The sequence below is a fragment of the Agrobacterium rubi TR3 = NBRC 13261 genome, from assembly GCF_000739935.1.
Classification (GTDB): Bacteria; Pseudomonadota; Alphaproteobacteria; order Rhizobiales; family Rhizobiaceae; genus Agrobacterium; species Agrobacterium rubi.
Genome location: NZ_BBJU01000010.1, coordinates 189,175 through 202,506 on the forward strand (window position 1 = coordinate 189,175; position 13,332 = coordinate 202,506).

The window sequence follows — 13,332 nt, forward strand, 5'->3', positions numbered from 1 at the left end:
AAGGATGAAAGCGCGACCCGGAGGCCGCGCTCTCAGCATGATTACATCGTGGTGCCAGCTTCGAACTTCGAACGGATTTCCTTGCGCTCTGCCTCAGGCGCGGAAACCAGGCCGTAGTTTGCCAGTGGCGAGTCAGGGCCGATCATTTCGTCAGACAGGAAGAAATCAACATATTCCTTCAGACCAGGAATAACGCCGACATGTGCCTTCTTGACGTAGAAGAACAGCGGACGCGACACTGGGTACTTGCCGCTTGCAACGGTCTCAGTCGACGGAACAACGTCGCTGACGGTCGCAACTTTCAGCTTGTCCTTGTTGTTTTCGTAAAATGCGAGACCGAACACGCCGAGGCCACCCTTGTTGGCATCGATACGGGCCAGCGTTTCCGTGTAGTCGCCGTCGATATCGACAGCGGCGCCGTCTTTGCGAACTGCGATGCACTTGGCGGCAGCCTGCTTGGCGTCTGGCACGAGGGTCTTGAGAGCCTCGGTTGCGCCAGCTTCCTTGCAGCCGTCAGCCATGATCTTCTCTTCGAAGACTTCGCGTGTGCCGTGCTTGGAGCCAGGGATGTAAGCGGCAATCGCGACATCCGGCAGGTCCTTGTTGATTTCTGTCCACTTCTTGTAAGGGTTGGCAACGAGCTTGCCGTCCTTGACGATTTCAGCGGCGAGACCGAGGTAAAGGTCCTTCGGTACCAGCTTGAGGTCCTTGTTGGACTTGTCCATGGCGAACACGATGCCGTCGTAACCGATCTTGACTTCCTGAACGTCTGTGACGCCAGCCGTCTTGCAGGCTGCAAGTTCGTCGGCCTTGATCGGACGCGATGCATTGGCGATATCGATGGTGCCTTCGCCAACGCCCGAGCAGAACGCCTTCAAGCCGCCACCCGTGCCGCCGGACTCAACAACCGGAGCCTTGAAGTCTGGGAAGGTTTCAGCGAAGGTTTCAGCAACGATCTTTGCGTAAGGCAGAACGGTGGACGAACCGGCAACCTGGATCTGGTCGCGAGCAGCGGCAGCACCTGCGAAGGCAACCGAAGCCACCAAGGCTGCGGCGGACAATTTAACGATGTTCATATAACTCTCCCGTATGGGGCCCGTGGCGGGCATGTGTGGACGCTGCCGGCAGTAGCTTTTACCCTCTGCCCAATCTGGGCTGCCCCGGCGGCCTCTTCATAACCAGTATTGCCACACCCTTTTATGTCACTTCGATGAAGTATTTGTGACAGGTTAAATTACTGATTTTCATATGAATTTTTTGTAACGCCACGATCTATGCGAGTCTTGTGTTAAAATCGCACCGTAAAGTCCGTGCCGACATCAAGCTCCGAGCGGATAATCAGCCGGGCGCGGTGGCGGGTGAGAATGTGTTTGACAATGGCAAGCCCCAGACCCGTGCCTTTTTTCGAGCGACTGTCTGCAACGCTCACTCTGTAAAAGCGCTCGGTCAGACGCGGCACGTGCTCGGCTGGAATGCCAGGACCCTTGTCCACCACGCTGACTTCGACCGGCTTGCCGGCATCCGAGCGCAGGCTGACATCCACCACCTTGCCGTCCTGCCCGTATTTGCACGCGTTTTCGACAAGGTTCTGGAACACCTGCACCAGTTCGTCGCGGTCCCCCGTCACCTCTACCTTGCCGTCTGGCATATGCAGTTTGATGGAGACATCGAGGTCTTGCGCCAACGGAAGCAGCGCATCGCGTACATGGCCCAGCAACGGCACGAGATCGACCTTCTGATCTGGTGCGATATTCGCCCGCAACTCGAGCCGCGACAGCGACATCAGGTCATCCACAAGGCGGCTCATGCGGGTGGCCTGATCCAGCATGATGCCCAAGAACCGCTCCCGCGCCTTTGGATCATCGCGGGCCGGGCCCTGCATGGTTTCGATGAAGCCGCGCAACGATGCCAAGGGCGTGCGCAGTTCGTGGCTGGCATTGGCAACGAAGTCGCTGCGCATCCGGTCTATGCGTCGCAATTCGGAGATGTCACGGAACGACAGAACATAGATCGGCGCACTCGCCTCGCGATGCGTCTCGGCCTTGGCAATGCGAACGATGAAGACGCGCTCCGACGGCAGACGCTCGGAATGCTCGACCTGATTGGCCTCGCCTGTTGCGATCGACTCTCTGATAACATCGAGCAGGCCTGGGGAACGCAGACGACCGGATATGTGCGAGCCAACCGGCAGCACGCCGAATGCGCGTTCGGCAGCGGCGTTTTCGAAGAGAACGCTGGCATTGCGGTCCAGAATGAAAACCGGCGTATCGAGCGCGGCAAGCCCGGAACGCACGCCAGCAATCAGGCTCTCGCTGACGACTTGGGCATCGTCGGACGGCTCGGCTGCCTCCACTCGCGCCTGCACCTTCAAAGCGGTTCCGGAACTGACGGCCAGAATGGCCAGAACAGCAGCACACCACAAAACGGCAGGCACATAAGGAGACAGCAATTCGAGAGAGGCGACGACGGCGAGGATCGAGACGACCAGAATGGGCAACCAGCTGTGGCGAAGCTTGTTCAAATATCGTCCCGATGCACTGCCTTCATTCCTCGCCATCTCCATTCACCTCGCCTTTCGCCGCAATTCGCGCATCGAAACAGTTTATCGCTCTTTCATGACAGAGATTCATCACTATGTCTTTTCCCACAGTTTGATATCCATGCGCAGTGGAGGCTCGTCTCGTTGGGCTTCGCCACAACCAGCACTCAGGGAGCAATGATGAGCGAAAACGCCAAGGACCGTTCGGTAGAACTTCAGATCAACGGAAAAACCCGCATCTTCAACATCGATGATCCGGTTCTGCCGGACTGGGTGGAAGACAACAAGCTGTCGGCCGGTGGCTTTCCCTACGATAAGAAGATGAAGCGGGAGGAATACGACGAGACACTGGAGGCGCTACAGATCGAGTTGGTCAAGGTGCAATCCTGGCTACAGGCGACCGGCACCCGCGTCATGTCCGTTTTCGAGGGACGTGACGCCGCCGGAAAAGGTGGCGCCATTTCCGTCATCAAGGAATATCTCAACCCCCGTAACGCGCGTGTCGTTGCCTTGACCAAGCCGACCGAAACCGAGCGTGGGCAATGGTATTTCCAGCGTTACATTTCCCATTTTCCGACAGCTGGCGAGTTCGTGATGTACGACCGTTCCTGGTACAACCGGGCAGGCGTCGAGCCGATCATGGGCTTTTGCACACCGGAAGAACACAAGCGTTTCCTGAAAGAGGCTCCGCGCCTTGAAAAGATGGTCGTCCATGAGGGCACCTATCTGTTCAAGTTCTGGCTGGATACGGGCCGCGAAACCCAGCTTGACCGTTTTCACGATCGTCGGCACAGCCCTTTGAAAGCCTGGAAACTGTCCGACATGGACATTGCCGCCCTGACGAAGTGGGACGACTACACAGCGATGCGTGACCTGATGCTGGAAAAGACCCATAATGACGAAGCGCCCTGGACCGTCATCCGTGCCAATGACAAGCGCCGCGCCCGCATCAACCTCATCAAACACATTTTGAAAACACTGGATTATGAGGGCAAGGACAAGACGGTGATCGGCGATATCGATCACAAAATTCTCGGGTCCGGGCCGGATTTTCTGAAATAGAGCCTCGCGGCAGCAGCCGCGACGTCACCCCGGCGACCGGGGTGACGGAGAGGATATCCCTCACTCGCCCGGCAAAATACGCGCCGAATAGAGATTGACCGGGCGTCCATTGCCATCGATATCGCTGTTGATGATGATGCTGCCCGGGGCGTTTGGCGCCAATGTCCGGTCAAAGTTCACGTTGATCAACATATCCGCACGCTCCGGCGTTGCTGTGAAGCGGTGGCGGGCACAATCGCCGAGGCTTCCGAAATCGCAACTGATGGACAACTGCGTCTGGCGGTCGCTGGAGGATTGCAAGGTGATTGCGATGGTCGAGGACTTGCCCGCCATTTCACGCAAAACGTCGGCCGGAACGGTGATGGCGATATTGCCGTCCGCTTCCGCGACGCGCGAGGTTAGTTTCACCGCTTTTCCAGCGGCCGTGGCGATCGGCTCGACGGCAGCAAGTGAACCCGCCTGAAGACCCTGATTGCCGCGCTCGGCATTGAAAACCTCTTCCCAGGCATCGGAAAAACCACGCCCGGCTTCAACGCTTGGCTGTGGTGCGGCTTCCGCACCGGTAAAATCTTCTGATTGCACCTCTGGTGGCGGGTTGGGCACCCCAGTGTCGCGCTCCGATGGGCTCAACAGGATGCCGGAACTGTAAATCCACCAGGCACCACATCCGAGAAACGCCAGAAGCGTGAAATAGATGAACAGCCGGGCAACGACGCCCTTCTTGCGGCGGGCTTTTGCCGCACGTTCCGGCGTGAAGGACAAAGATGCCGCATCGGCAACGGGCGCAGACCGCGCGTCGGGCGCGATCACCCCGCGTTCGGCATGAAAATCAACACCATCGCCACGGATTGTGGTTGGCGCTTCGTTTTGCCGTTCGCCGCGAACTTCTGCCTCGACCGGCAAAACGTCTTCCTCTTCGTCGCGCGGTGACGGCGGTGTGACCTGGGGGGTAGCATTTACGGCAGGTTGGGCGGGTGCAGATGTGCGTGATGCTTCGCGCCGCACATGATCTTCGACCACGCTCAGCAGGCGGTTTCGCTCTTCGGCCTCGATCGTGTGAACGAGAGACTCGAGCCGCTGGCGCTGCTGTGCCACGACCTCCGGGTCGTCTATGCCCTGCTTGCGCAAACCGGCTTCCAGCGCCTGGCGCGATGATTGGTAAATCCGTGCCCGCACTTCGGCGCTCGATCGGTCCGATTTCTCGAGGGCATTCCTGATTGCCGTTTCCAGTCCGCTCACTATCGGTCCTTTTCTCGCCATCCGAAAGGCTTTTGCGGCATTGCGCCATAGGTTTACGATTCGGTAACCTCTCGCTTGCCCAACCGCAAGAGAAGTCTTTGGCAAATATCGGAATGGCTTGGGGAAAAGATGGCCAAAGCGGCGGTGACGCTGAGATGGCCATGCTCAAAGCACTCCGCATGTGCGTACCCTGTGCTATCCGCCACCCTCGCCTTTTTCGCTTTTCATATCCCATCGGCTTCGCTACATCTTACGTGCGCGTAAACGTCATTCATGGGAGGAAACATGCTGCCGTCCGTACTCAGGGACAATCTTCGACTGCCGGTGATTGCCTCGCCGCTATTCATCATCTCGCATCCGGACCTGACGCTGGCGCAATGCAAAGCCGGTGTCGTCGGCGCATTTCCGGCGCTCAATGCCCGCCCTGAAAGCCAATTGGACGAATGGCTGGCGATGATGACAGAGGATTTGGCGAGCTATAATGCCGCAAACCCTGAGACACCGGCAGCGCCCTTTGCCGTCAACCAGATCGTCCATACCTCCAACAAGCGGCTGGAGCATGATCTGGGTCTTTGCGTGAAATATAAGGTGCCGATCGTCATCTCCTCGCTGGGGGCTGTGCCGGAGGTGAATGCCGCGATCCATTCCTATGGCGGCATCGTGCTGCATGACGTTATCAACAACCGCCACGCCAATTCCGCCATCCGCAAGGGGGCAGACGGGCTGATTGCGGTGGCGACAGGCGCGGGCGGCCATGCGGGCACGCTATCGCCCTTCGCGCTGGTGCAAGAAATCCGCGAATGGTTCGACGGCCCGCTGCTTCTGGCAGGCGCCATCGCCAATGGCGGCGCTATTCTCGCCGCCCAGGCCATGGGCGCCGACATGGCCTATATCGGCTCTCCCTTCATCGCCACGACGGAAGCGCGCGCGACCGATGCCTACAAGCAAGCCATCGTGGACGCCCAAGCCAACGACATCGTCTACTCCAACTATTTCACCGGCATTCACGGCAACTACATGAAAGCCTCCATCCTCGCAGCCGGTATGGACCCGGACAACCTGCCGGAAGCCGACCCTTCGAAAATGGATTTCGGAGCAGCAACCAGTGGCGCGAAAGCGTGGAAAGATATTTGGGGCGCTGGCCAAGGCGTGGGCGCGGTGAAAGCCGTGGAGCCCGTTGCCGCCGTGGTCGAGCGGCTCTCCCGGGAATACGACGCCGCCAAGGCCCGCATTCTGGCGTGAAGGAGCTTGCTTGGGTGGCGATACGGGATTTTTAGTCGAACCCGTATTCAAGGCTTGAAATCCATCCCCAATGCCTGTATCAGCCCGCCATACGTCTCGCCGACACATATTCGGCGCTTGGCAAGCCGCTTTAGCTCAGGTGGTAGAGCACATCATTCGTAATGATGGGGTCGCAGGTTCGAGTCCTGCAAGCGGCACCAGTCTTTGTAACGGCACTCAATCTCATGTTACGCTTTTTTATTGATATGCTTGCTGTGAAAGCTCAGCATTAAGCCGCGCTTACTTAAAATCGCCAATTTGGTAATTTCCCGTTGTTCCCAAATTGGGAATGCCGTACAGTCTGCATCATGCAGATCATCGCGAAGTCTACATTGAAGCTGTTTTGGGAGCGCCATGCTCAGGCCGAAACACCATTGAAGACGTGGTACGCGATTGTCAGCAAGGCAGAGTGGAGCAGACCTTCAGACGTCAAGACAGCGTTTGGTTCAACAGTGGATTTCGTTTCGGATAACCGCGTGATTTTCGACATTTCAGGCAACAAATATCGCCTGATTGTCCATGTCGCATATGCTTGCAAACGCGTTTTGATCAAGTTTGTCGGCACCCATAAAGACTACGACCAGATCGACCCGGAGACAGTGTAATGGACAATATTCGCGCCATCAAAACCGATGCTGATCTTGCTTGGGCCATTGCGGAGATCAGCCCTTATTTTGACAATCCGCCTGATCTCGGAACGCCTGATGCCGACAGGTTCGATGTGCTAGCTACGCTCATCGAAGCCTTTGAGGACAAACATCACCACATCGACGCGCCTGAACCTGTGGAATTGATCAAAACGCATATGGAGATGACCGGTCGGACTCAAAGTGATCTTGCCGCGCTTTTCGGTTCACGCTCGCGCGCCTCAGAAGTCCTGAATAGGAAACGCGCTCTTACTGTGGATATGATCCATAGGCTGCATAAGGAGTGGGGCATCCCCGCGGAATGTCTAGTGGAGCCGTATCATCTTTGCGAACGAAAATACGCATAAGGAAAGCCGCAAGCATCACTGCTGCGGCTGAACTGTCGTCCTCCGGATCAACGTCCCATCTTGGCTTTGTGGTGAAAGCTGCCTGTCGCCGTTGAGGAAGGCGATGCTCAGCACGATGCCCACGAGCACGCATAGCATTGCTACGAAAATCAGGCCGGATTTGTCTATTGGCTTCTTCATGCCTCGCTAACATAACCGTGAATGTGAAGATGATGGGGCGAAAAACACGATTTTTTAACGGCGGACATATTTGGTTATGAAAGCGTGAAGGCACGTCTTTGCGTGCCTTCGTTTGTTAAGGTTTTTGGTTCTCGCAAATAGCGTCAAATGATGCCGCCACTGCCACCTTTCGATGCCGGGCGTTCGGCTGCGATCTTAGCGCGGTAGCCGCTGGCACGGTAGGTGGCAACGGGGTCGATGGCACCGTTTGATCTCTTCCGCGCTTCGGCAAGAATAGGCTCGACATCGGTGCGATAGGCGCGTTTCAGCGTGTCGGATGCCATCAGCGCATCATTGTCCTGCTGGAAGCCATCGAGGGCCGTGCGGTCCACCAGCAGCGCCTGCGCATAGGCGCGGCGGATTTCGTTGGCGCTGGAGATGAGGCTTTCGATGGGGTCGGTTACATTGTGCGACTGGTCGATCATGTGGGCCGGGTGGAAGCCCTTGACGCCGCGGTGGTCGGCATCGACAAGCTCGTTGAAGACCAGAAACAGGCGGTAGGGATCGATGGAGCCTGCATCCAGATCGTCATCGCCATATTTGCTGTCATTGAAATGGAAGCCGCCGAGCTTGCCGAACTGGATGAGGCGGGCGACGATCATTTCGATGTTGGTGTTGGGCGCGTGGTGGCCGAGATCGACAAGGCAGAAGGCCTTGTCGCCCAGCGTATTGGCGATGAGGTAGTTCGTGCCCCAATCCTGCACCACGGTCGAATAAAAAGCGGGCTCATACATCTTGTGTTCGGAAAAGATGCGCCAGTCATCCGGCAGCGCCGTGTAGATATCGGCCATGGCGGAGAGATACCGCTCGAAGCTTTTGGTAAAATTGCTCTGGCCGGGGAAGTTGGAGCCATCGCCCACCCACACCGTCAGTGCCTTGGAGCCGAGGGCGTTGCCGATTTCGATACATTCGATGTTGTGGTCAACAGCCTGTTGGCGCGTGGCGGCATCTGCGTGGCTCAGCGAGCCGTATTTGTAGGAATGCGGCTGGTCGGGCGCATCCGAAAACGTGTTGGAGTTCATCGCATCAAAGCCGAGACCCAGCGCATCGGCATGGGCTCTCAGCGCCTTCGGGTCCTGTTTGTCCCAGGGAATATGCAGCGAGACGTTTGGCGTTGCTGCTGTCAGCTGGTTGATAACGGCGCAATCATCCAGCTTGTCGAAAATGCCGCGCGGCTCGCCCTTTCCGGGAAAGCGGGCAAAGCGCGTGCCGCCGGTACCCACACCCCAGGACGGGACGGCCACGAAGAATTTCGACACCTGCTCAGTAATGGCTTCGATATCGATATTGCGCCGCGCCAGATGCTCGCCCAGCGCATCATAGTCTGACCCGTGGGCCGCCTGGCGCTTTTCGTTCTCGCGCTCGACAATATCGGCGGCAATCTTCAGTTCAACCATGTGTTCCTCCCGGTCCGCGTCCCCGCATTTGAAACCAATCCGGCGTTTCCCACGTTATGGGGGCAGCAACAAACAGACGGGATATTCAATCGTGGACGTAATTCGTATTATTCTTGCCATTTTCCTGCCGCCAGTCGGCGTGTTCCTTCAGGTTGGCCTTGGCCTGCACTTCTGGCTCAACATCCTGCTGACGCTCTGCGGCTATATTCCCGGCATCATCCATGCCATCTGGGTTATTCTGCGCAAATAAGCCTATCTCACCCGCATTTAGCGGGTGAAACTTTGCGCATTGCCCGCATCGACATTGATGATGTTGCCGGTTGATTTGGCCGATGCATCCGATGTCAGGAAGTAGATCGCTTCCGCTATATCCTCCGGGAAAACATTCAGCTTCAGCATGGAGCGATTGCGATAATGCTCCTCGAGATCGGTCACTTCGATCTTCGAGGAAGCAGCCCGCTGCTCACGCCACTCGCCATTCCAGATTTTCGAACCGCGCAGAACCGCGTCCGGGTTGACAGTGTTTACGCGAATGCCAGCGTCGGCTCCCTCAAGTGCTAGGCAGCGCGCGAGGTGGATTTCCGCAGCCTTTGCCGTGCAATAGGCAGAAGCGTTTGGCGAAGAGGCCAGACCGTTCTTCGATGCCACGAAAACGACATTGCCGCCGAGCTTTTGACGACGAAACAGCCGGAAGGCTTCCCGTGAGACGAGGAAATAACCTGTTGCCAGAATGTCGATATTCTTGTTCCACATGGCAAGCGTCGTGTCTTCGACAGGTGCAGAGGAGGCAATGCCGGCGTTGGAGACGAGAATATCGATGCCGCCAAATTCAACGCTGGCTTCGATAAAGGCTGACAGCACCGCGTCTTCCTTCGTCACGTCAAGCTTGACGGTGCGAACGGCATCCGCGCTGAAACGCTTTTCGAAATCCGACTTGGTGGCGTCCAGGGCACTTTCGTCAATATCGGCCAGCACCACACACGCACCTTCATTCGCCAGACGCTCCGCCGTCGCGCGCCCGATGCCGCCAGCACCGCCCGTGATGAAAGCGACGCGGCCAGCCAAGCTCTTCGGCTTTGGCATACGCTGAAGCTTCGCCTCTTCGAGCAACCAGTATTCGATATCGAAGGCTTCCTGCTCCGGCAGCCCCTGATAATCCGAGACCGTGGAAGCGCCGCGCATGACGTTGATGGCGTTGACGTAAAACTCACCGGCAATGCGCGCGGTGGCCTTGTCTTTCGCGAAAGACAGCAGACCGACGCCGGGAATGAGGAAGATCACCGGGTTGGGATCCCGCATCCCAGGCGAGTTGTCGTGCTTGCACGTCTTGTAATATCTGACGTAATCGGCGCGGTAATCGGCAAGCGCCTGATCAAGACCGCCAAGCAGCGCATCCACATCGGGATTTGCCGTATCGAGATCGAGGATCAGCGGGCGGATTTTGGTTCGCAGAAAATGGTCTGGGCAGGATGTGCCGAGCGCACCCAGCGGCTTCAAATCCTTGGAATTGACGAATTCTAGCAGGGCGTCCTGATCATCGAAATGACCGAGCTTGCGCTCGTCACGACCGATCCGGCCACGAATTTCAGGCATCAGGCGGGCTGCGATGTCTCGGCGCTGTTCTGGTGACAGGCTTTTGGCAACCACACCACCGAAAATAGTCTTACCTTCCGTCTCCTTGGCAAACCAGGTGATCGCCTTGTTGATGATCTCCAGCGTCAGCTCGTAGCAGGCCTTGGCATCATTATCCCAGGTAAACAGGCCATGGCTTTCCAGCACCACGCCCTTGGCGGCGGGGTTTGCCTTGACGAAGGCTTCGAGGTCGAGACCCAGCTGGAAGCCGGGGCGCCGCCATGGCAGCCAGCCGATATCGGACCCGAAAATCTGCTGCGTCAGCTCTTTGGAGTTTTTCGAGGCGGCAATGGCGATGATCGCATCCGGGTGCATGTGATCGACATGATCGAACGGCACGAAACCGTGCAGCGGCGTATCGATGGAGGCGGCGCGCGGGTTGAGATTGAAGGTGCAATGGGGCAGGAAACCAACCATGCGGTCTTCGTCTTCCACGCCCTTATAGATGCCTTTCAGCGCCTCCAGCTTGTCGAGATAAAGCGTGGCAAAACCATCCAGCTTGATGGTGCCTACATCTCCGCCCGAACCCTTGACCCACATGACGCGGACCTTTTCGCCCGTCAACGGGTCATTCTCAAGCACCTTGGCGGAGGTATTGCCGCCGCCATAATTGGTGATGCGCTTGTCTGCACCCAGGAGATTGGAGCGATAGAGCAGCTTGCCCGGCTCATCGAGTGTTGCCGCATAGGCATCATCCCAGCGGTTTTCGAGAAGACCCGTCTGGCCCATCGCAATATCCTCCCATGTCGTTTATCTGCAGACTTTCAAACCAGCCCGCCTCCCAATGCAGGCAGGTATCGCGCATTCAAAACGACAATGTCAATCATAAACGATCATAAATTTTCATGCTGCATCGCAACATTGTTTATTTTGATCGAACTTGATTGACAACATCAGAACTTTACGAATAACTGACCATCAGGAGGACCCCATGCACGAAAGCGAACGCCATCGCATCATCTTGAGCGCCATACAGGAAAAGCCTGTGGTGACGGTGCAGGATATTGCCGAACTGACGGACGCTTCCGAAGCGACGATCCGGCGCGATATCGCCTCCTTGCATGTGCAGGGAAAGCTGCGGCGGGTACGCGGCGGGGCAGAAGCGGTGCATCCGCCGCAGCTTGGAAATCTGGCCGCTCGGCCATTTCGGGTTTCTGAATCGGTCAATATCGATAAGAAACGCGCAATTGCGCGCAAGGCGGTGGATCTCTGTGAGGAAGGCGACGCCATCATCATCAATGGTGGCACCACGACCTTCCAGATGGTGCATTACATGTCGGCCCGCCGTTTGCAGGTCATGACCAATTCCTTCGCCATTGCCGAACATCTGGTCAAGCATTCCAAGTGCAATGTCAGCGTTCCCGGCGGCGCGATCTATCGCGACCAGAGCCTTATATTGTCGCCCTTTGAAAACGACGCGATCCGCAATTTTTATGCGCGCAGGATCTTCATTGGCGCGCAGGGTGTCGGCGCGCTCGGCATCATGGAGTCGGATGCGCTCGTCATTCAGAGCGAACAGAAATTGATGCGGCAGGCGGAAGAGCTGATCGTGATGATCGACTCCTCCAAGTTCCGCAAACGCTCAAGCCTTATTCTCTGCCCGCTGGAAAACGTGTCCACCATCATTACCGATGAGGGCATTTCAGACGAGGCAGCGCGGATGGTGGAGGCAGCGGGCGTAACGTTGATCGTGGCCGGACCGGCGGTGGCGACGCAGACGCGACCGCCGGACGAGGAGGATTCCGCTTCGGTTGCTTGAGGAGCACCGCAGCGGAGAATGAAGTTCAATCGGGAGGAGAACCAACATGAAACTGTCACGCAGAAGATTAAGCCAGGCCCTGGCACTGAGCGTCGCCATCGGCGTTGCCGGTTTTGGCAGCATGGCGCAGGCGAAAGACATCAAGATCGCGCTTGTGGTCAAATCGCTCGGCAACGGCTTCTTTGAAGCTGCCAACAAGGGCGCGCAGGAAGCCGCCAAGGAACTCGGCGGCGTCGAGATCATCTATACCGGCCCGACCACGACCACAGCCGAAGGCCAGATCGAGGTCATCAATTCGCTGATCGCGCAGGGCGTGGATGCCATCGCCATTTCCGCCAACGATCCGGACGCGGTTGTGCCAGCCCTCAAGAAGGCAGCCCAGCGCGGCATCAAGGTTATCTCATGGGATAGCGGCGTGGCCCCGGCAGGCCGCATTCTCCAGCTCAACCCATCCTCCAACGCGCTGATCGGCAAGATGTGCCTGCAACTGGCTGCCGCGCATCTGGAAGGCGGCAAGGGCGATTTCGCCATCCTCTCTGCCACCACGACATCTACGAACCAGAATATCTGGATTGACGAGATGAAGAAGCAGCTGAAGGACTTCCCCGGCCTCAATCTCGTCACGACAGTTTACGGGGACGACCTTGCCGACAAGAGCTACCGCGAAGCCCAGGGTCTTCTCACCTCGCAGCCCAATGTGAAGGTCATTGTCGCCCCGACAACCGTTGGCGTGCTGGCTGCATCGCAGGCGGTGAAGGATGCGGGCAAGATCGGCCAGGTCTTCGTCACCGGCCTCGGCCTTCCTTCCGAAATGGCGGGTGCCATCAAGTCGGGTGCGACGAAGGAATTCGCCATCTGGAACCCTATCGACCTCGGCTATTCCGCCACCCAGATCGCCTACCGCCTCGTCAAGGGCGAAGCAGACGGCAAGCCGGGTTCGGAAATCGCAGCCGGACGCATGGGCAAGATCAAGGTCGGCGAGAACAGCGAAGCCGCGATGGCCGATCCGTTTGTTTATGACGCGAAGAATATCGATCAGTTCTCGAAGATTTTCTGATGTGATGGAGCTGAGGGTGGGGCTTACCCCCCTCTGCCCTGCCGGGCATCTCCCCCTCAAGGGGGGAGATCGGCAAGACGCATGCGCGCCACTTCAAACTCGACAATCGAGAACTTCGAAAGGTTGCGACAATCCGATCTCCCCCCTTGAGGG

At 57.5% G+C, this 13,332-nt stretch carries 12 protein-coding genes and 1 tRNA gene; 8 read left to right on the top strand and 5 right to left on the bottom strand.

What is annotated here, in order from left to right; all coding sequences use genetic code 11:
• Positions 1 to 41 precede the first annotated feature (41 nt).
• Complete coding sequence (locus RRU01S_RS08885) at positions 42 to 1,076, bottom strand: substrate-binding domain-containing protein (protein WP_045229900.1); 1,035 nt, start codon at positions 1,074 to 1,076, stop codon at positions 42 to 44.
• 212 nt (positions 1,077 to 1,288) lie between these two features.
• Positions 1,289 to 2,557: a phosphate regulon sensor histidine kinase PhoR gene (gene phoR, locus RRU01S_RS08890; protein WP_045229941.1), complete on the bottom strand. Its 1,269-nt coding sequence runs from the start codon at positions 2,555 to 2,557 to the stop codon at positions 1,289 to 1,291.
• A 162-nt stretch (positions 2,558 to 2,719) separates the two neighbouring features.
• Here phoR and ppk2 point away from each other — a divergent pair, with 162 nt between their 5' ends.
• Positions 2,720 to 3,601 carry a polyphosphate kinase 2 gene (gene ppk2, locus RRU01S_RS08895; protein ID WP_045229942.1) on the top strand — a complete coding sequence of 294 codons (882 nt, stop codon included), beginning with the start codon at positions 2,720 to 2,722 and terminating at the stop codon, positions 3,599 to 3,601.
• A 60-nt stretch (positions 3,602 to 3,661) separates the two neighbouring features.
• Here the strand turns inward: ppk2 and RRU01S_RS08900 are convergent, their stop codons facing one another.
• Positions 3,662 to 4,840: a hypothetical protein gene (locus RRU01S_RS08900; RefSeq protein WP_045229901.1), complete on the bottom strand. Its 1,179-nt coding sequence runs from the start codon at positions 4,838 to 4,840 to the stop codon at positions 3,662 to 3,664.
• Positions 4,841 to 5,125: 285 nt separating this feature from the next.
• Between RRU01S_RS08900 and RRU01S_RS08905 the strand changes: the two genes are divergently transcribed.
• The 4 genes from RRU01S_RS08905 to RRU01S_RS08920 all read left to right on the top strand — a co-directional run bounded on the left by RRU01S_RS08905 (position 5,126) and on the right by RRU01S_RS08920 (position 7,115).
• Complete coding sequence (locus RRU01S_RS08905) at positions 5,126 to 6,082, top strand: NAD(P)H-dependent flavin oxidoreductase (protein ID WP_045229902.1); 957 nt, start codon at positions 5,126 to 5,128, stop codon at positions 6,080 to 6,082.
• Positions 6,083 to 6,206: 124 nt separating this feature from the next.
• Positions 6,207 to 6,282: transfer RNA gene (locus RRU01S_RS08910), tRNA-Thr, on the top strand.
• Positions 6,283 to 6,429: 147 nt separating this feature from the next.
• A complete protein-coding gene (locus tag RRU01S_RS08915) occupies positions 6,430 to 6,726 on the top strand; it encodes a type II toxin-antitoxin system HigB family toxin (RefSeq protein WP_045229903.1) in 297 nt (98 codons plus the stop codon).
• On the top strand, positions 6,726 to 7,115 hold the full coding sequence (locus RRU01S_RS08920; RefSeq protein ID WP_045229904.1) for a helix-turn-helix domain-containing protein: 390 nt from the start codon (positions 6,726 to 6,728) through the stop codon (positions 7,113 to 7,115). Before RRU01S_RS08915 ends, RRU01S_RS08920 begins: the two co-directional genes overlap by 1 nt.
• Positions 7,116 to 7,438: 323 nt before the next feature.
• Here the strand turns inward: RRU01S_RS08920 and rhaI are convergent, their stop codons facing one another.
• A complete protein-coding gene (gene rhaI / locus RRU01S_RS08925) occupies positions 7,439 to 8,731 on the bottom strand; it encodes an L-rhamnose catabolism isomerase (RefSeq protein WP_045229905.1) in 1,293 nt (430 codons plus the stop codon).
• A gap of 91 nt (positions 8,732 to 8,822) precedes the next feature.
• Between rhaI and RRU01S_RS25290 the strand changes: the two genes are divergently transcribed.
• The gene (locus RRU01S_RS25290) at positions 8,823 to 8,981 is read left to right on the top strand and encodes a YqaE/Pmp3 family membrane protein (protein ID WP_042618061.1); all 159 of its coding nucleotides are present in this window, start codon (positions 8,823 to 8,825) and stop codon (positions 8,979 to 8,981) included.
• A 17-nt stretch (positions 8,982 to 8,998) separates the two neighbouring features.
• Here the strand turns inward: RRU01S_RS25290 and RRU01S_RS08935 are convergent, their stop codons facing one another.
• Entirely contained in the window at positions 8,999 to 11,092 is a 2,094-nt protein-coding gene (locus RRU01S_RS08935) for a bifunctional rhamnulose-1-phosphate aldolase/short-chain dehydrogenase (RefSeq protein WP_045229906.1), read from the bottom strand.
• Positions 11,093 to 11,294: 202 nt separating this feature from the next.
• On the opposite strand from RRU01S_RS08935, the gene RRU01S_RS08940 reads away from it, so the two are divergent.
• The gene (locus RRU01S_RS08940; protein WP_045229907.1) at positions 11,295 to 12,122 is read left to right on the top strand and encodes a DeoR/GlpR family DNA-binding transcription regulator; all 828 of its coding nucleotides are present in this window, start codon (positions 11,295 to 11,297) and stop codon (positions 12,120 to 12,122) included.
• 46 nt (positions 12,123 to 12,168) lie between these two features.
• On the top strand, positions 12,169 to 13,179 hold the full coding sequence (gene rhaS, locus RRU01S_RS08945) for a rhamnose ABC transporter substrate-binding protein (protein ID WP_045229908.1): 1,011 nt from the start codon (positions 12,169 to 12,171) through the stop codon (positions 13,177 to 13,179).
• The last annotated feature ends 153 nt before the right edge of the window (positions 13,180 to 13,332 follow it).